Here is an 18,161-nt window from a genome sequence, read left to right as displayed (position 1 = left end):
CCCGCTGTCAAGATTTGATTCGCGAAGAACATACAATTAGGAGCTCACATGCGTTTAAGTAAGATTTCCCTCGCTGTTCTGCTGCTGGTGCCGGTGGCGATGCCGTTGTTGGCGAAAGAGCCAAAGTACGAGCAGGCGCACCAGTTGACGCCGGAGCAGGCAGCGCTTGTTCAGAGGGCTATTGCACGCGAAAAGATTTTGATCCAGAACATTCAGAAGCGGACTCCGCTGGTAGAAACCTATATTCAAGACACGAGGCCGGACCAGAAGCTATATCAGATTCCGGTGGCGGATACGTACATGCTGAGCCGCGTGGACTTCGGCAAGGGTTTCTTTGACAAGACCTACAATGGACGTTCGAATCCGGCGGACAAGAAGGGCTTCTTCAAGAGCTCACTGGCTTCGATTGCAGGGTTGAGCAAGGCGCTGGGACTGGATTCGAAGTTCACCTACAATCCGCTGGGCTTTACGCAGATGATGTTCCTGGACCCGTATGGGTTCGACCAGAACCGTTATGTGTTCAATTATGTGCGGCGCGAGTTCCTGGGCTCGGTGCGGACATGGGTCTTTGACGTTCATCCGAAGGAAGCCAAGACGGGCCTGTTCTATGGGCGCGTGTGGATCGAGGACCAGGACGCGAACATTGTGCGCTTCAACGGCACATTTACTCCGCCGAGCAACGAGGACTCTTCGAAGTACTACTTCCACTTCGACAGCTGGCGCATGAATGTGCAGCCGGATCTGTGGCTGCCCGTGGCGGTATACGTGGAGGAATCACAGCGGTCAGAGAGCTCGAAGAGCGTGGGCCTGAAGGCGCAGACGCATTTCTGGGGCTACTCCCTGCGGCTGCCGACGCGCGAGAGCGAGAATGTGAATATTTCCGTTCAGGACGCCGAGGACAAGAGCCAGGACTCGCAGGACGTGAGCCCGCTGCAAGCATCCCGGCAGTGGGTGACGCAGGCCGAGGATAACGTGATCGACCGCCTGGTGCAGGCAGGACTGGTGGCTCCGCTAACTCAGGATGGGTTCGAGCAAAAGGTTCTGGACCAGATTGTGACGAACCTGATTGTGCCGAACAACCTGGCGTTCACCTCTCCGGTACATTGCCGGGTTCTTTTGACGGACACGGTGGAAGCGACGACCGTGGGCAACACGATTCTGCTGAGCAAGGGACTGATCGACACGATGCCGCTGCATGAGGCGACGATTGCATCCGTGATTTCAGTGGAGCTGGCACACATTGCGCTGGGACACCACATCGATACACGGTATGCGTTTAATGACCGTCTGCTCTTCCCGGATGAATCGACCTTCCAGCGAATCAACATGTACCACACGGACCATGACAACGAAGAGGCAGTGAAGACAGCGATGACGTATCTTCAGGCTTCGATGTACAAGGACGAGATGCCGAAGGCTGGGTTGTACTGGTCACAGCTTGCGGATCGCGGCAAGGTGCTAAAAGCGCTGAATTCGGCGCGGCTTGGCGATTCCCTGCTCCGTCCGGATGGAACGCCATGGATGACGCAGTTGGCGCACTCGGCTCCGAAGATCAACTGGGACGATCTGACGCAGGTTCCGGCGCAGCCGCTGGGAAGCTGGCTGAAGACGGACCCGTGGGATGATCGGGTACACCAGCTGAATGCGAAGGTGTATGCACCGATGAATGCGCGCGACAAGATGCCGCTGGAGGTGACACCGCTCTACTTCCGGTTGCAGCGCTACAGCGCCACTGATACGGCTCAGCCAGGGACGGATCCGAATGGTGCTGCTCCTGCGCCGGCGCAAAATGCTCCAGTGCCTGCTCCGGGGCAGGCGGCACCGGCGGGTGGAGGCCAGCAACAGGCTGCGCCTACCGGTCCTGCTCCCGCACCGCAGGCTCAATAGCAAACTCGGCGCCATTTTGAGATGGCCGAGACCCAAAACGAGTCTCGGCCATTTTTATGTGTCAACTCTGTAACTTTGAAATCATTTCTTTCCCGTCTAAACCGATAGCTGCCTGGAGAATATAAGAGTGATGATGAAGACCTTTGCGTGGTTTCTATTGTGCCTGACAGCGTGCGCGGCGATTCCAGCCGGAGCGCAGGCTGTGGAGGCAGCTCGAGGACGGCAACTGACATTGACGGCGGGCGGCATGATTTCCGGCTTCAACCCGGACTACGCCGACCCCGCTTACGATGGGACGAACTTTCTCTTCGGGGGCGGCACTTATATCGATTTTCACCTCTCACACTGGGTGCAAATCGAAGCTGAAGGCCGTTGGCTGCGCATTCCGACCTCTATTGGCAGCGATGAAAGCCAGAGCAATTACCTGATTGGGCCTCGAGTGCCGATCAAGCGATTCGGGAAGTTCCAAACCTATGGGAAGGTGCTGATCGGAGAGGCAAAGATGACCTTCCCGCAAGGCGACAACTTCACCACGGGGCGCTTTACAGACCTGACGTTTGGCGGGACGCTTGATTACAGACTGAACCGGCGCTGGAGCATTCGCGCGGTCGACTTCGAGTACCAGGATTGGCCGAAGTTTATTCCGAAAGACCCTACAGTTCCTAACAGTCCATCGATTTCGCTACAGCCTTACGGCCTGAGCGTCGGTGTGGGGTACAGGGTTTTCTAGGAACTACATATCCGGGATTGAAAAGGCCGCTCGATTGAGCGGCCTTTTTATTTGTTATGCGGAGCGAAGTTTAGCTCAGTGCGATTTTGCCTGCGGGCGTTTTGGTGAAGGAGTGAAGGATGTGGCCATCGGTGTCGAGATGGCGGAGAGTGAGCTGATCGGCCGTGACGGAGAGATGGCTGAAGCCGTTGACCTTCTGGCCGTATGGGCCGCGATGGGCGGGATCAGTTTTTAAGTTATAGAGATCGGCTCCGCCGCCGCCGGAGAGAAAGAAACTGGTGGGGTGGTTTTCGAACTCAAGGTGCTGGAGATCGTGATCGTGGCCGGCGAGGTAGAGCGTGACGTTGTGCTTGCGGAAGAGCGGGTCCCAGTCGGCGATGAGAGTGGCGTGGTCACCGTGGGGGCCGTTGGAGTAGACGGGATGATGGGCGATGACGGCGAGGTAGGGAGTGGTGCGGGGGCGCGCTAGTTCCGTGGTGAGCCAGGCGAGCTGCTGGTCCTTCTCTTCGGGGGTCAGGGTGAAGTCGCGGCTTGGCTTGTCGGGATTGGGCGTTGAGGGCTTGCCGTGCGGCATGTTGCTGTCGAGCGCGATGAAGGTGATGAGCGGATTTTTGCGTGGAAATTCGAAGGAATACCAGCGGGCGGGCATGGTCCAGCGGGTGCCGGGTGTACGAGCGTAAGCGAGCTCAGATTCAACTTTGCTTTCAGGGAAACGCTGGTAGTCGTGGTTACCGAGGACAGCGTAGGCGGGACAGTTGTATACGTCCTTGGAGTACATATCCTCGAAATTTGTCTTCCAGCGGGTGGAGTTGACGCCGCCATCGAGCGCGCCGTACCAGTTGTCGCCGAGAAGAAAGAAAGCATCAGGATGGATGGCGTTTTTGCGAGCGTAGGCGGTCATGCCGGCGGCGACGCGAGTTTGCGCTGCGGCGTCGTCGTATCCCCAGTCGCCGATCATGAGGACTTCATGCGCGCCTGGGCTTGCGGCAGGGGCATGCCCGAATGCGAGGTCTGAGCCGAGTGCGGAGAGAGCGCTGAAGGCGAAGCTCTGGCGGAGAAAGCCGCGGCGAGAGATGGGGGACGAGAGGTGGTCTGCGAGGGCCATGGAGGAGTTATATCAAGAAGAGGTGAAGAGCGGGTTACAAGAGTTCGTGGTGCGGGTCTCGTAACATGGATTCGAGAATGGAGCGATGATGAAAACGGACTTGCTGCGATTCGATGGGACGGTTCAACGCGATCCCGCCATTGAGAGGTGGATGGAAAGGCATGAAGGCGAGTTGGGTGCTATGGCGCGTGAGTGGTTCGAGGTGATGCGAGCGTGCGGCGATGAGGTCCGTGAAGTGTTTCATGACGGCTGTGCGAACGCGTGCCTGGGAGATGTGCCCTTTGGCTATGTAAATGTGTTTACAGCCCACGTGAATGTGGGATTCTTTCAGGGCGCATCGCTGCCTGATCCGACTGCGTTGCTGCAAGGCAGCGGCAAGTTTATGCGGCATGTGAAGCTGAGGCCGGGAGTTGAGACAGATGAGGTGGCGCTCAGGCAACTCATTGAGGTGGCGTACGTGGATATCAAGACGCGGGTTGAGAATGGGTGATGAAGATGTTTTCGTTGCGGCGAAAACAATCCCGGTGTTTATTCGATCACTTTGAGGATTTTATTTAGCTCGTACTCCCGATCGGTTCCTCGCGGGAGTCTATTCCAAAACATACGCAGTCTTTCCTTTACCTCAAGCTGGATATTGGATGCCTTTGTAATTACATGGCTCAGGGCTTGAATGCCCCAATATTGGCCGAACGGAGTGTCCTCTCTCGTGGTGATTGTCTTGACAAGAATTCCGAGGTAATCCTGCGTTGGCCAAACGTAAATGTAAGCGTAGGCGTAGAGGCGTTTTCCGTCGCTTCCCGTTTCGAGAAGTTTGTACACGTCCAACGTTTTGAGGCGCTGTGCCAGTTCCATCATCTTTCTAACTACAGAGGTCATCTCCGCGGTTCTTGCGTTGCCAGACGGCTGGGTTGCGCGGATATTTTCGTACTCGTTCGCGAGATCGTCGATAGTTGCTTCATCTGAGGATGATTCGATGCCGGCAATTGCGGGGCTGGATGAAGAGACTCCGAAGGCTGATATCGCCAGGCCGGCCTGACGGGAGGCGCTGGCTGCTGCTCCCCTGGCTTCATCGACCTGTTTCTGCAGTTCCTGCAACTCGATCTTGACTCCGAGGAGCTCTACGGTTTTGATCAGAGGCTGCATCCAGGGAAGAGCGCAAAGCACCAGCAAAACGATGGTGATGGAATCTACTTTGACTTCCGGTTTCCACACATGAATCACGGCGAGAGTCACTGCGAAAATCGAAACAAGGATTCGGAGAGTGAGGTTGCTCTTCATATCAGGCTCGATTCCTATGCCGTTGGTGAATGAATGATACCCGATCGTTTGCGCGCAAGGGGTCGTGCCTGTCTGAAGATGAAAAGGCCGCTCGGGGTGAGCGGCCTTTGTTGGTGGTTGTCAGGCTGCTTAGAATTCAAAGCGGCCGGAGAATTGGGCGAGGCGCTTGTTGGTTAACAGATTAGAAGCCTGGCCAAAGTTGGTTGGATTGTCGAGCGTGGCGTCGATGGAGTGTGAGTCGAAGCGGACGCTATTGGTGATGTTGAACATTTCCCAGCGGATCTGTAACTTGTAGCGATCCGTGAATTTGAACTCCTTGTCGAGGCCGGCATCCCACGAGAAGTAGCCGTCGCCGCGGAGGGGGTTGCGCGTACCGGACTCGCCGGGCAGTGCGTGATCGAAAGCGCCGAAGACGGCGGACGGATTGGCAAAGCGCTGCGTGAGATGGCCCTTCTTGAGTGCGCTTGAAGGAATTTTGGAGGTCTGCTGTGCCCAACCTTCGATGTCCCAGTTGGTGGGGTAGTAGGCTCCGTTATCGACGGTGAGCGGGAAGCCGCTGGTCCAGCGGACGATGCCGGTGGTTTCCCAGCCGCCGAGGAAAAGGTCGGCGAGATGGCTCTCGTTGGCGAGGAAGCGCTTGCCGCGTCCCACGGGGAGGGACCAGATGTAGTTGCCGTTGATCTGGTGTGTTACGTCGTAGTCCGAGATTCCATAGAGCTGATTGGGGTTCCAGCTATTGATGATCTGGGCGTAGTTGGTGCCGCCTGAGGTATTGAGCCGTTCGGACTGCGAGGTGATGTCCATCGACTTTGAGTAGGTGTAGTTGAGGTCGGCTTCCAGGCCGCCGCCGAAGTGCTGGCGATAGACGGCCTCAAGGGCGTTGAAGTTGGAGTTGCCGATGGAGCGCCAGGCATACAGGGCCGAATATTGATCGTGATAGAAGCGGTACGACGGATAGGTCTGGTTTGGATTGACGCCGGCGCCGCTGAGCGAATCGGGCACGTCAAGCTCATAGAGCGCGTAGGTCTCGTTGTATATGTTCTGCTGGAAGAGCTGATAGACGTTTTGCGTGGCGGAGGATGGCCCTGCGCCATATCCGAGATCGACGCCATCGAGCGCGGCGAAGAGGTTCTCGAAATACGGCATTGGCTTGATGGAACTGACGGGCACTCCAGCGCGCGAGTACTGGGCAAGCTGGCGTGCGGCGGCGAAGTATGTAGTGCCGCTGCCGCTTAGGTTGATGGGCATGGCCACGTCTTCCTGCGAGAGGAGACGGTGGGCAAGGCGGGCGACATAGGAGACCTCAAACGAAGAGCCGTTATGGAGTTCGCGAGCAATCGAGAAATCAATGGAATGCGAGTAAGGGGTTTTGATATCGGAGTCGAGGCCCCAACTGATGGCGAACTGATCGGGCGATGGGGTAGCCGGGAAGCCACCTGGGGGCGCTGCGGGAAGCAGGCCGGCGGGGATGGTGTTGAGGCCGGTGAAGCGCGGCGCGGTGCCGATGTAGACCGAGCCGGGCGGGTTGGAAAGATCCGTTGAGAGGCCGTAAGAGCCGTTGTAATCGAAGGTGTTGACGGTGGCTGCGCCGAAGTGATCATAGACAAGCGAGTAGCCGCCGCGAATGCTGGTCTTGCTCTGACCGAAAAGCTTGTTCCACAGGCCGCCGGTGGGGTTGGGCGAGTAAGCGAATGCAACGCGCGGGCCGAGGTTAAACTTCTGCGGCGTCCAGAAGTCGGACCGGCCGTTGTAGCGACCGTTCAAGTCGAAGGATAATTCGCCGACGTTGTTTGCGGCTCCGCCCTGAGCTGCCTGCTGGGAGCTGCCGTTGTAATAGTTGGTGAGGGCATAAGGCTTGCATACGGAACCGGAGAACATGCAGGGTCCTACCTGGGTTCCGGATTTTTCAGCGGGAGCTTGCAGGTAGGAGTAGCGAAGGCCGTAGGTGAGGGTGAGATCCGGACGAGCCTTCCACGAGTCCTGGAAGTAGAACTCGCTTTCCTTCCAGCCGTAGTCACGCTTGACGGGCGCGCCTAGAGCGAGCGGAGTTCCCTGCTTGTCGTAGTTGTAGATGGCATCGCCTTCCGTAACGATGCCGGTAATGCCGAGCAGGGCGCTGTTGTACTCATTGCCATAGTTGGAAAAATCGACGGTGGGGTAGCCGTAAACAGGTGGATCGAAGGGACCGCCGCTGTTGGCGACGGTGGAACCGTTCGAGAGCCAGCCCTGGTTCATCTGGCCGTCGGGGAAAGAGTTGGCGTTGCTGACGCGGCGGTCGTCGATGAGGCGGAGATTGACGCCGAACTGGAAATTGTGAGTGCGCTTGATCCAGGAGACATCGTCCACGATGTTTTGCACCGGGATGATGTACGTGATGGTGCGCGTGGTGGCCACGGGCATGGAGACTGCTGCAAGATTGACGAAAGGCTCATTGGCAACGCCGGCATCGGCGACACCCTGGCGGGTGAAGCCATAACGGAAGTTGTTGATGAGGTTATTGGTGATGATGTAGGTGTAACCGGCAGCGAAGCCCTTGTTATTGGTCAGCGTGCTGCTGGACGCGGGCTGGCCGGGGAATACGGGCGCGGTGGGCTCGTTGTCGTTCTGCAGGTTGCCGCGCCAGAAGATGGAGTGTTTGCTGTTGATGTTCCAGTCGAGGCGTCCTATGTAGGTGTTATAGGAGCGTTGGAGGGTGTAGGGGAAGCGGTAGCCGATTGTGTTCAGGCCATCGCCCTGCGTGATGTCATTGCCGGTGGGATAGGCGTTGAAGATCTGCAGGATGGCCTGGTTTTCGCCGATGCCCTGCGGGTCCATACCCTTGATATCCTGCGGGGTTAACAGGTAGGTGGAATCGCCGCCGCCCTGGTTGACGTAGTAGTACTGCAGGTTGCCGGCGCGGAAGGCAGAGGTGGGCACAACTCCTGAGTTGCTGGAGCCTTCATCGTCGCGGCGGCCTTCGTAGTTGGCAAAGAAGAAGACCTTGTCGTGCAGGATGGGTCCGGAAATGGCCCCTCCAAAGACATTTCGAATAAGCTTGGGGGGTGTATTGGGCTCGCCGGCGATAACCTGCTGCTGCTTGATAAAGAAGTCGTTGGCTTCAAAGAGATTGGTGCGGTTGTATTCGTAGACAGCGCCGTGGAGCTGATTGCCACCGCCGCGGGTGACGAGGGCAACCTGCGCACCGGAGGAACGGCCCTCTGAGGCGTTGGGATTGCTGGTGGTGACGCGGAATTCAGCGACCGAATCCTGCGTAACGCGGAGGACACTGGTGAAGGCGTAACCGTTGTTGACATCGTTTACATCGACGCCATCCAGAGTGATGTTTGACTGGTCACTGCGGCCGCCATTGACTGCGCCGCTGCGCGAATCGCCGGAATTGTTGCCGACGGCGTTGGTACCGTTCTGGTCGTCCGTGCGGCCCATGTAAGTGACGCCGGGCTGAAGACTGAGCAGGTCAGGAACGTTGCGGCCTTCGATTGGAAGAGATGAGACCTGCTCGCTGTTAAAGGCATTGCCCATCGTCGCATCGGTGGTGTTGAGCACGGGCTGGATGTCACTGGTGACAGTCACCTGCGATGTAACGCTGGCTACAGTAAGAGAGATATTCACGGTGGCGGGCTGACTGACAAGCAGATCCATGCCCTTGCGCTCGGCGCCGGTGAAGCCAGCGGCGGCGGCGAGAAGATCGTAGCGGCCGGGAGGAAGCTGGGAGAACTGGAATTCACCGCTGCCGTTGGTGGTGTTGGTCCGGACGGCACCAGTGGTGGCGAGAGTGAGAGTGACGGTGGCTCCCGGGATGACTGCTCCCGTCTTATCTGTCACGCGGCCGCCGAGTGAGGTTGTGTTTTGCGCGTGGAGGGAGAGGGTGAAGCAGAGGCACAGCATGGCCCCGAGTAGAAAGAACTTCTTCATGGATGACCTCACAAAATAAATACGAGCCGGTTTTTTGTAGCCTGGTCTTGGCGCCGGCTAGAACGATGAATCAAAAATTACGATATTTTAGCATTGAAAAAACATTTTGCAGGGAGAAGTTCAGATAGGCAGGCAATTGCAGGCGGATTGATGGACAAAGCAATGAAAAGGCCGCTCGGAGAGAGCGGCCTTTGTGGTGTTGGACTTGGTTGGGGCTTATGCCGGAGAGGGTGAACCTTCGGGGAAGCTGGAACCACCGGAGCGGCCTTCCGGTTTGAAGACCTGCTGCGGTGTACCGGAGCCGCCATCCGAAGGCGCGGCAAGTGAGGAGCGTGCCGGAGGCAGTTCCTTACCTTCGATAAGCATCCTAACTTCTTCGGCGTCGATGGTTTCGCGCTCGAGCAGAGCGCTGGCCAGGCGATGCATGGCGTCCGCATTCTGTTCAACAAGTGCGTGGGCCGACTGGTAGGCTTCGTCGATGAGGCGGCGGACTTCGAGGTCGATCTGGCGAGCGGTTTCCTCAGAGAAGTCGCGGTGCTGAGCGATCTCACGGCCGAGGAAGATCTGCTCTTCCTTTTTGCCGAAGGTGAGCGGGCCAAGGCGGCTCATGCCGTACTCGCAGACCATGGCGCGCGCCATCTCGGTGGCCTTCTCGATATCATTACCAGCACCGGTGGACATCTGCTTGAGGAAGATTTCCTCGGCGACGCGGCCACCATAGAGCATGGCCAAGCGGGTTTCGAGGTACTCGCGGGTGTAGTTGTGGCGGTCATCCGGCAGATAGACAGTGACGCCGAGAGCCATGCCACGCGGGATGATGGTGACCTTGTGGATGGGGTCGGAGTCAGCGCGCAGGAAGGCAACGAGAGCGTGGCCTGCCTCGTGATAGGCGGTGACCTTCTTCTCTTCGTCCGTGAGCAGCATCGACTTGCGCTCGGCACCCATGAGGACCTTGTCCTTGGCGAGCTCGAAGTCGTACATGGTGACCTGTTTGCGGTTGAGGCGGGCTGCATTGAGCGCTGCTTCATTCACCATGTTGGCGAGATCGGCTCCGCTGAATCCTGGTGTGCCGCGGGCAAGAACGTTGAGGTTCACATCCTCAGCAACGGGCACCTTCTTGACATGCACCCGAAGGACTTCTTCGCGGCCACGAATGTCCGGCAGGCCCACCACGACGCGGCGGTCAAAGCGGCCGGGGCGAAGAAGCGCAGGGTCTAGCACGTCAGGGCGGTTGGTGGCGGCGACGAGGATGACACCGTCGTTGGATTCGAAGCCGTCCATTTCGACGAGGAGCTGGTTGAGGGTCTGCTCACGCTCGTCGTGTCCACCGCCAAGGCCAGCGCCGCGATGACGGCCGACCGCGTCGATTTCATCGATGAAAATGATGCAAGGAGCGTTCTTCTTACCTTGCTCGAAGAGATCGCGGACGCGGCTTGCACCGACGCCGACGAACATTTCGACGAAGTCAGAACCGGAGATGGAGAAGAACGGAACGTTGGCCTCACCGGCTACGGCGCGGGCGAGAAGGGTCTTGCCGGTTCCGGGAGGTCCGACGAGAAGAACGCCCTTGGGAATGCGGCCGCCAAGCTTCTGGAATCTCTGAGGCTCGCGGAGGTATTCGATGATTTCCTTGAGCTCTTCCTTGGCCTCATCGACACCGGCAACATCCTTGAAAGTGACCTTCTTCTGCTGCATGGAGAGCAGACGGGCGCGGCTCTTGCCGAAGCTGAGAGCCTTGTTTCCGCCGGACTGCATCTGGCGCATCATAAAGAAGTAGAAGGCACCAATGAGGACGAAGGGACCGATGTTAAGGAGCAGCTGGAGCGGGACGCTGCTGGACTCCGGCTTAATGGTGAGCTTGACGTTGGCGGCGACCATGGCACGCTTGAGGTCTTCGTAATTGGTGCCGACGTAGGTGTGGAACTGGTCCTTGGAACCCTTGAGATGGCCGCGGAGATCAGCGCCCTGGATGGCAGCGTCATCGACCTGGTTCTGCTGAACCTTACTGTAGAGGTCGGAATAGGTGATCTCATTGTCCTTGCTGCCGAGGCCGGTGCTACGGGAGACAACGCCGTATAGCAGCACGAGACAGATAAGGATGAAAATCCAGAACATGATTGTCTTGACAGTCGAATTCACCAGGACCCTCGTTTCCCGACAGGGGGAGAAAAAATCACACCAGCCGCCTGCATATTCCATATGACGCCGCAATGCCTTGTTGTGTCACAAGAAATTCGTATTCCTGTGAGAAGACAAGGCAGACGCTGCCTGGATAAGCAGTATTCCTGATTGTACTCCCAGGAGAAGGAAGGGAAAAGGGATCAAAGGTGTTATTCGGGAGGATACTATTCCGGAACCAGACGGATGGCGAGGACCTCAATGCCGGGGTGGGATTCGAGCTGGACCCCCTGCATCCAGAGGATTGTTCCCTGCCAGTCGAGGACGGGCCAGAAGGCGCGCTGGGGGCCTGAGACTTTCAGGCGTTCCAGCACTTCTTTCACCTTTTTTGGACCGGCGGAGTGACGAAGGGTGACGCGATCGCCGGGTTTCCAGGGGCGGAGGGTGGCCGGGGGCACGGAGTTGGTCGGTTTCGAGCCGGAAAGGCGAATTTCGAGGCGCAGGGCGTAGGCGGGGGCTTCGGCGACACCGGGGACGGGGACAGAGATGGGCTGGCGGGCTTCCGTGGCTTCGTCCGCGGTGGCCGGGGGATGGATGGAGAGGCGCAGCTCACGGTGGGAGCGCTCGGCGCGAAGGCCGGAGGCGAGTTCGGCTTTCTGGCCAGCCCGGCCGGTGAGGGCGAGGAAGCGGAGGGATTCGGTGGCCGGAAAATCGGGAGCGACGCCGAGTTGAGCCGCGACGTGGCGGAGAATTCGGCGCTGGAGAGCGACCGGCTGGGACGACAGAGCGGCGATATCGAGGGCGAGGCCATCGGCTCCGGGGCCGGAGTTGGCGCGGCCTCCGCCGCGGACGGGCCGACCGGGGAGGGTCAGTTGGGCGGCCAGGCGGGCGGTTTCGGCTGCCCAGAAGGCTTCTTCATCGCGGGCAAGCGTTGCCATGTGGGCGAGGTGACGGCGGAGCTGGGGATTGAAGGATTCGAGGGTGGGAAGAAGCTCGTGTCGGATGCGATTGCGGGTGTAGGCAGTGTCGGCGTTTGACGAGTCGGTGCGCCAGGGCTGATCGAGAGAGCGGAGATAGGCTTCGATTTCGGATCGGGTGACGGCAAGGATGGGACGTAAGATTTTTCCTTCGTTTTGGACGACGGGATGAATGCCGGATAAACCTTCCGTCCACGCGCCGCGTAGGAATTTGGCGAGAACGGTTTCGGCCTGGTCGTCGAGAGTGTGGGCCGTTGCAATTGCATTGAGTGATTCTTTGGATAAGAGTTCTGCAAAGAACCGGTAGCGGAGACGGCGGGCGGCTTCTTCGATGGATTCGGCCGGCTTTCCGGGACGCGCTGCGGCTTCTGCAGCAGTATCGACATGGTGAGGGTGGAATGGAAGCGCGAGTTGTTCGGCGAGGGAGCGGACGAATTCGAGGTCGGCGTCGGCCTCGGCTCCGCGTAAGCCGTGGTGAAGATGCGCGATGTGGAGGACGAGGCCCAGTTCCCTGCTCTGCTGATAGAGAACGCGGAGGAGGGCTACGGAGTCTGCTCCGCCGGAGACGCCGACGGCGAGGCGCAGGCCGGGGGTAAGGTGGGTGGTGTCGAGCGGGAGGACGGGATGTTGCGCGGAGGACACGAGACGATGATACGGCGTGGAAGCCAGCGTCTTCGTATACTGCGAGGATGGAAATTCGGATGGCGAATGCAGAAGATGCGCGATTGATTGCGGGACATCGCAGGGCGATGTTTGCCGCTATGGGTGCGGCGGATGAGGCGGATCTGGCGACAGTGGAGAGCGCTTCGATTCCGTGGACGGAGCGCATGATTCTGGAGAGCAGATACCTGGGCTGGATTACGAGTGATGGGAAACGGCCTGTAGCCTCGGCGGGAATGTTTCTGCTGGATTGGCCGCCACATCCGCTGGATCCGGAGGGGACTGTGCGCGGATATCTGCTGAATGTGTTTGTTGAACCTGCGCACAGGGAGCGCGGACTGGCGCGGGAGCTGGTGCAGATTTGTCTTGCTGAGGCGAAGCGGCGCGGGATTCGTGTGGTGACACTTCATGCTTCTGATGAAGGAAGGCCGCTGTATGAAACGCTGGGTTTTTCGATGACGAATGAGATGCGGTTGACACTGGCGAATGAATGAAGCTACAGCCTTTGCCGGAGGCGTGCTGTGTGAACCGCGAGTCCTGCTATACTCGGCGAGTTATGCAGGTATTTGTGATTCTTCCTGCTGCGGGACTGGGAACCCGGATGGCCGGGCCGCAGCCGAAACAATTTCTTTCGCTGGATGGATTGCCGATTCTGATTCATTCGCTGCGCGCCTTTGCGGCTGTGAAGCAGGTGACGGCGATCTATGTGGCTGTGCGCAAGACGGAGATTGAGCGCGTAGAGGCGCAAATTGCTGAGCATGGGGCCGGGTATGGCTTTGAAGGCCGCGTGCATGTGGTTGAGGGCGGCGACAACCGGCAGGAGAGCGTGGCGAATGCGCTTGCCGCCATTCCCGCTGCAGACGAGGACGTTGTGCTGGTACATGATGCGGTGCGTCCGCTGATTGACGCGGCAACGATTGAGCGCACAATTGATGCAGTAATGAAACACGGAGCGGCGATTGTGGGTTTGCCGGCTGTGGACACGATCAAGCAAGTGGAGCGGACGGCGCATGGAGCGCTGGTGACCGCGACGATTCCGCGGGAGTTTGTGGTTCTGGCGCAGACGCCGCAGGGATTTCGCTTTGGGCTGCTGCGGGCGGCTTTTGCCGAGGCAACAGAAGACGGCTTTGTGGGCACGGACGAGGCGAGCGTGGTGGAACGCGCGGGGCACGCGGTTGCAGTGGTTCCCGGATCGCCGGTTAACCTGAAGATTACGCAGCCGGGGGATCTGGAGCTGGCGGAGTTTTATTTACGTCAACGCCGCATTGCGGTGTAACTTCTTAGGCGCCCCGCGCTTCCACTTTTTGGACTAGCTCTTTCAGGAGAATGCGCTAACGATGGACACACGGATCGGATTTGGCTGGGACTCGCATGCATTCAAATCGGGTGTTCCTCTGCGTATTGGCGGCTTGACGCTGGAGCATTCGGAGGGACTGGCCGGGCATTCTGACGGCGATGTGCTGCTGCACGCGGTGACGGATGCGCTGCTGGGCGCGGTGGCCGCTGGTGATATCGGGAGCTTTTTCCCGCCGGGCGACGCGCGGTGGAAGGACGCGGACTCGGCGATCTTTCTACAGCTGGCTCTGGAGGAGCTATCGCACGCGGGCTACCGGATTGTGAATGTGGACATTACGCTGGTGCTGGCCGCGCCGAAGATTTCTCCGATTGCCGGAGATATGCGGGCGCGAGTAGCGGAGTTGCTGGACGTAGAGATGAACCAGGTGAGCATCAAGGCGAAAACGCCCGAGGGGATGGGCCTGGATCATGTGGCGCAATGTCATGCCGTGGCGCTGGTGGAGCGGGTCTCCGAGGGGGATGGCCTGCGGAGCATGAGCGCTGTCATTGAGAGCCAGAAGCAGCTTGAGGACGTTGTAGACGATCTGCTGGCGAGCGTGCATGGTGTGCAGAAAAAGCGGACGATAGAGCCGGTGTATGACACGGAGGATTTGACTTAAAGCTTAGCCTGGCTGCGCGAGGCCATTTTCAAGGAGGCATTTATGGGCGATTTCTTTCAGCCTTGGCATTTGATTTTGCTCCTCATTGTGTTCTCGTTCCTCATGGTTTTGTATGTTGTGCCGTTCTGGTTCATCTATAAGAAGGCCGGCTTTACCCCTGGCTTTGTGCGCTGTGCATTATTCCGTTCGGCACAATCATTTCGCTTTTTATACTCGCGTTTGCGGAATGGCCTTCGCAGCGACCTCCAATACGAGGCGGATATGTGCCACCGCAGCTGTAAAGCCTAAGCTGGTAGCATCGAAGAGGAAACTCTGACCGATGCCTGATTCGACTCCCTCACTGGAAAAACCTGTTCGCGTACGATTTGCGCCTTCTCCTACCGGCTATCTGCATGTCGGCGGGGCGCGCACCGCATTGTTTAACTGGCTCTTTGCCCGGCATACGGGCGGGACGCTGATTCTCCGCATAGAAGATACGGATTTTGAACGATCTAGTGAAGAGATGGTCGAGGGCATCCTGGTGGGGATGCGCTGGCTGGGGCTGAACTGGGACGAGGGTCCGTTCTATCAGTCGAAGCGGCTGGATTTGTACAAAGCCACGGCGCAGAAGATCATTGACGCAGGTCATGCGTATGCGTGTTTCTGCACGAAAGAAGAGCTGGAGCAGCGACGCGCGCAAGCGACGGCTGCGGGCAGGCCGCCGATGTATGACCGGCGGTGCCGCAAGATTGCCAAGGAAGAGGCGGAGCGGCGTGTGGCGGCGGGTGAGTCGGCGGCGATTCGGTTTGCGGTGCCGGAGGGTGGGTCTACAAGTTTCGATGATGCGGTCTTTGGCAAAGTGGAGTTTGCCAATGCCGAGATTGAAGACTTCGTGCTGCTGCGATCGGATGGAATCCCGACATACCACCTGAGCGTGGTGGCGGATGACATTGATATGCGGCTGACGCATATTATTCGCGGGGCGGATCATATTTCAAATACGCCGAAGCAGGTGCTGCAGTATCGCGCGCTGGGCGCGAAGCTGCCGGTGTTTGCGCATGTGCCGCTGATTCTGGGGCCGGACAAAACAAGGCTTTCAAAGCGGCATGGCGCGACGAGCGTGATCAGCTACAAGCAGTTGGGAATTGTGCCTGAGGCGTTCCGGAATTTTCTTTCTCTTCTTGGATGGACTCCTGGGAATGTCAAGGACGCGGACGGCAAGGATCGCGAGATCTTTTCGTCGGACGAATTGGTAAAGCTGTTTTCGCTGGGCGGCATTTCGAAGTCGAATGCAGTCTTTGATAACGACAAGCTGGCGTGGTTCAACACGGAGTACATTCGCGCGTATCCGGCGGAGCTGCTGATGCCGCTGATTGAAGAGGAATGGAAGCAGGCGGAGTTTACGCCGACGCGGAGTGAAACGGAGATTCATCAGGCGATTGAGCTACTGAAACCGCGGGCGCGGAACCTTAAAGATTTTGCGATTGCGTTTCGGGCGTATTTTTCGGATGAGTTTGAGATTGATCCAGCGGCTGCGGCGAAGTTTTTGACGAGCGATGTGCCGGTGCTGCTGAAGGAATTGAGCGCGAGGTATGCTGCGGTGACGGAGTTTACTGAGGCTTCAACCGAGGCTGTGCTGCGCGGTTTTGCCGAGGAAAAGGGCCTGAAGGCTGGCGTGCTAATCAATGGAGCGCGCGTGGTGCTGACCGGGCAGGGTGTGGCTCCGAGCTTGTTTGCTGTGATGATTGCGCTGGGGCAGCAGCGGGTGGTTGCGCGGCTGGCCGCAAAATTAGCATAACCCTTGATGGGCCAGGCTCCGCGCTCTCCAATTGACAAGGGCATGCGCCTGAATGCAGCGTGTACATTGGACACGATGTTTTTGGGAGTCAAAGATATGCCTGGAATGATCCGCAAGGTGAAGAACCTTTTGCGATGTGCGCTCTTTACAGGGCTTTTGGCAGCCGGATTGTGGAACCGGACGCTCATAGCCCAGGGACAGAGCAGCGAGACGCTGCACATTACGCACAGACTGCTGAATGTACCCATCAACCGCGGTGCGGAAGCGCGGCCTTTTCAAATTGCGCTGGATGGAAGAGTGGAACGCGAGTTTCCGCTGCAATTGGCCGACGAGAAAATCGACTACTGGGTTTCTATCGATGTGAGCGAGCTTAAAGGCCAGACGGTTACTCTTTCCGGGCCGGTGACGCAAGCCGTGTTGAAGCGGATTTACCAGGCAGACGAAGTGCATGATGCGGCACAGCTATACAAAGAGAGTGGCCGGCCGGCGTTCCATTTCACCGTGAAGAGCGGGTGGAACAACGACGCTAATGGGCCGATTTATTACAACGGGAAGTACCGGTTATTCTGGCAGTCGTTTCCGTATGGAACGAAGACTGACTTTGGATTTATGCAGTGGGACTATGCGGTGAGCAGCGACCTGGTGCACTGGCACGAGATGCCAACCGCGCTGCTGCCGGACAAACTCGGTGCGGTGTGGTCCGGAACAAGCTTGGTTGATCACGAGAATGTTGCGGGCTTTGGTAAGGATGCACTGGTGATTTTTTATACGGCCTTTGACCGCACAACACATAAGCAGGTGCAGTGTATTGCTTACAGTACGGACGGTGGCGCAAGCTTCCAACGTTATGTGGGGAACCCGGTGCTGGACACGGGTGCCGAGGTTGGCTCGAAGGATACGCGTGATCCCAAGGTCTTTTGGTATGAGCCCGGTAAGCACTGGGTGATGGTGCTGTTCGAGAAGGACGGGATGTCGTTCTTCCGCTCCATGGACCTGAAAAAATGGACACGGACCAGTCATGTGGCTGGATTTCATGAATGTCCCGATCTGTTTGAGCTTCCTGTTGATGGAAATTCAGAGCACAGGAAATGGGTTCTGCATGGGGCTTCAGCGAATTATATGATTGGCAGTTTTGACGGTGAGAAATTTACGCCTGAAACACCGATGCTGCGATATGCCGAGGGAAAGAACCAGCATGGAGATGACGTGCTGTATGCGGCGGAGTCATTTGTCAATATGCCGGACGGCAGGCGCGTGCAGATGGGCTGGGGACGGATAGATGCCCAAGATATGCCGTTTACGCAGATGATGCTTTTTCCGACTGAATTCCGGCTGGCGACGACAAGCGCAGGAGTGAGGCTGCTTGCTTCGCCTGTGAAGGAGATTGCGCTGCTGCATGGGGCGCAGCACCAATGGAAAGATGTGAGCGCGGATGCGGCAAACCGGCAGTTGGCGGCATTTGCACGCAAGCCACTTCATGTGAAGTTCAACGCGCAACTGAAAGAAGACGAGCCACTGAAGATTACGTATGGCGATCAGCTACTGACGACCATTGCGGCGAAAGATACGCGTGGGGGACAGGCGGCGGTGGAAGTATTGATCGACCGAGGAGTGGCAGAGGTGTTTGTCGATGGCGGCGAGCGCTATATTCTGGCGGATCTTTCAGCGAACACGGGAAGCCATGCATTGGGGCTGAGTGCAGGCAAATTAAAGCAGTTGGATGTGTATGAAATGAAGTCGATGTGGGAGAAGCAGTAGCGAA

At 58.0% G+C, this 18,161-nt stretch carries 14 protein-coding genes; 9 read left to right on the top strand and 5 right to left on the bottom strand.

All coding sequences use genetic code 11. The features are described from left to right. The first annotated feature begins 48 nt into the window (after positions 1–48). Positions 49–1,887, top strand: a complete 1,839-nt coding sequence (locus VO84_RS19615; protein WP_058189484.1) for a M48 family metalloprotease — start codon at positions 49–51, stop codon at positions 1,885–1,887. A 130-nt stretch (positions 1,888–2,017) separates the two neighbouring features. After that, positions 2,018–2,617, top strand: coding sequence for an outer membrane beta-barrel protein (locus VO84_RS19610; protein WP_058189483.1), 600 nt, complete (start codon positions 2,018–2,020; stop codon positions 2,615–2,617). 70 nt (positions 2,618–2,687) lie between these two features. Here VO84_RS19610 and VO84_RS19605 read toward each other — a convergent pair whose 3' ends face one another. Then, a complete protein-coding gene (locus VO84_RS19605) occupies positions 2,688–3,722 on the bottom strand; it encodes a metallophosphoesterase (protein WP_058189482.1) in 1,035 nt (344 codons plus the stop codon). Between the two features lie 85 nt (positions 3,723–3,807). On the opposite strand from VO84_RS19605, the gene VO84_RS19600 reads away from it, so the two are divergent. Beyond that, a complete protein-coding gene (locus VO84_RS19600) occupies positions 3,808–4,212 on the top strand; it encodes a DUF1801 domain-containing protein (RefSeq protein ID WP_231738102.1) in 405 nt (134 codons plus the stop codon). Between the two features lie 38 nt (positions 4,213–4,250). Here VO84_RS19600 and VO84_RS19595 read toward each other — a convergent pair whose 3' ends face one another. From VO84_RS19595 to tilS, 4 genes are all read right to left on the bottom strand, one after another. Beyond that, positions 4,251–4,865, bottom strand: a complete 615-nt coding sequence (locus tag VO84_RS19595; protein ID WP_157440021.1) for a hypothetical protein — start codon at positions 4,863–4,865, stop codon at positions 4,251–4,253. Positions 4,866–5,129: 264 nt separating this feature from the next. After that, positions 5,130–8,912 (bottom strand): TonB-dependent receptor, encoded by a 3,783-nt coding sequence (locus VO84_RS19590; RefSeq protein ID WP_058189480.1) that lies wholly within the window; start codon positions 8,910–8,912, stop codon positions 5,130–5,132. Positions 8,913–9,128: 216 nt separating this feature from the next. Beyond that, a complete protein-coding gene (ftsH, locus tag VO84_RS19585) occupies positions 9,129–11,051 on the bottom strand; it encodes an ATP-dependent zinc metalloprotease FtsH (RefSeq protein WP_058189479.1) in 1,923 nt (640 codons plus the stop codon). 206 nt (positions 11,052–11,257) lie between these two features. Further along, positions 11,258–12,649 (bottom strand): tRNA lysidine(34) synthetase TilS, encoded by a 1,392-nt coding sequence (gene tilS, locus VO84_RS19580; protein ID WP_058189478.1) that lies wholly within the window; start codon positions 12,647–12,649, stop codon positions 11,258–11,260. 47 nt (positions 12,650–12,696) lie between these two features. Here tilS and VO84_RS19575 point away from each other — a divergent pair, with 47 nt between their 5' ends. The 6 genes from VO84_RS19575 to VO84_RS19550 all read left to right on the top strand — a co-directional run bounded on the left by VO84_RS19575 (position 12,697) and on the right by VO84_RS19550 (position 18,157). Next, positions 12,697–13,161, top strand: coding sequence for a GNAT family N-acetyltransferase (locus VO84_RS19575; protein ID WP_058189477.1), 465 nt, complete (start codon positions 12,697–12,699; stop codon positions 13,159–13,161). Between the two features lie 62 nt (positions 13,162–13,223). After that, complete coding sequence (gene ispD / locus VO84_RS19570; protein WP_058189476.1) at positions 13,224–13,943, top strand: 2-C-methyl-D-erythritol 4-phosphate cytidylyltransferase; 720 nt, start codon at positions 13,224–13,226, stop codon at positions 13,941–13,943. A gap of 61 nt (positions 13,944–14,004) precedes the next feature. Then, positions 14,005–14,622, top strand: coding sequence for a 2-C-methyl-D-erythritol 2,4-cyclodiphosphate synthase (ispF, locus tag VO84_RS19565; protein WP_058189475.1), 618 nt, complete (start codon positions 14,005–14,007; stop codon positions 14,620–14,622). Positions 14,623–14,664: 42 nt separating this feature from the next. Next, the gene (locus VO84_RS19560; RefSeq protein WP_058189474.1) at positions 14,665–14,910 is read left to right on the top strand and encodes a hypothetical protein; all 246 of its coding nucleotides are present in this window, start codon (positions 14,665–14,667) and stop codon (positions 14,908–14,910) included. A gap of 31 nt (positions 14,911–14,941) precedes the next feature. Next, positions 14,942–16,399 (top strand): glutamate--tRNA ligase, encoded by a 1,458-nt coding sequence (gltX, locus tag VO84_RS19555; RefSeq protein ID WP_058189473.1) that lies wholly within the window; start codon positions 14,942–14,944, stop codon positions 16,397–16,399. A gap of 96 nt (positions 16,400–16,495) precedes the next feature. Then, the gene (locus VO84_RS19550) at positions 16,496–18,157 is read left to right on the top strand and encodes a glycoside hydrolase family 32 protein (RefSeq protein ID WP_197414136.1); all 1,662 of its coding nucleotides are present in this window, start codon (positions 16,496–16,498) and stop codon (positions 18,155–18,157) included. The last annotated feature ends 4 nt before the right edge of the window (positions 18,158–18,161 follow it).

It is taken from the genome of Occallatibacter gabretensis (assembly GCF_001449115.1).
Classification (GTDB): domain Bacteria; phylum Acidobacteriota; class Terriglobia; order Terriglobales; family Acidobacteriaceae; genus Telmatobacter; species Telmatobacter gabretensis.
Note: the sequence above shows the minus strand (reverse complement) of the source record. Positions and strands in the feature narration are given on the sequence as shown.

Bases quoted from the DNA above. Each gene is read 5' to 3' on its own strand.
- VO84_RS19560 (WP_058189474.1), top strand. From the start codon at position 14,665: ATGGGCGATTTCTTTCAGCCTTGGCATTTGATTTTGCTCCTCATTGTG.
- VO84_RS19595 (WP_157440021.1), bottom strand. From the start codon at position 4,865: ATGCAGCCTCTGATCAAAACCGTAGAGCTCCTCGGAGTCAAGATCGAG.
- VO84_RS19600 (WP_231738102.1), top strand. From the start codon at position 3,808: ATGATGAAAACGGACTTGCTGCGATTCGATGGGACGGTTCAACGCGAT.
- VO84_RS19610 (WP_058189483.1), top strand. From the start codon at position 2,018: ATGATGAAGACCTTTGCGTGGTTTCTATTGTGCCTGACAGCGTGCGCG.
- VO84_RS19590 (WP_058189480.1), bottom strand. From the start codon at position 8,912: ATGAAGAAGTTCTTTCTACTCGGGGCCATGCTGTGCCTCTGCTTCACC.
- ispF (WP_058189475.1), top strand. From the start codon at position 14,005: ATGGACACACGGATCGGATTTGGCTGGGACTCGCATGCATTCAAATCG.
- VO84_RS19550 (WP_197414136.1), top strand. From the start codon at position 16,496: ATGCCTGGAATGATCCGCAAGGTGAAGAACCTTTTGCGATGTGCGCTC.
- gltX (WP_058189473.1), top strand. From the start codon at position 14,942: ATGCCTGATTCGACTCCCTCACTGGAAAAACCTGTTCGCGTACGATTT.
- VO84_RS19615 (WP_058189484.1), top strand. From the start codon at position 49: ATGCGTTTAAGTAAGATTTCCCTCGCTGTTCTGCTGCTGGTGCCGGTG.
- ispD (WP_058189476.1), top strand. From the start codon at position 13,224: ATGCAGGTATTTGTGATTCTTCCTGCTGCGGGACTGGGAACCCGGATG.
- VO84_RS19605 (WP_058189482.1), bottom strand. From the start codon at position 3,722: ATGGCCCTCGCAGACCACCTCTCGTCCCCCATCTCTCGCCGCGGCTTT.
- VO84_RS19575 (WP_058189477.1), top strand. From the start codon at position 12,697: ATGGAAATTCGGATGGCGAATGCAGAAGATGCGCGATTGATTGCGGGA.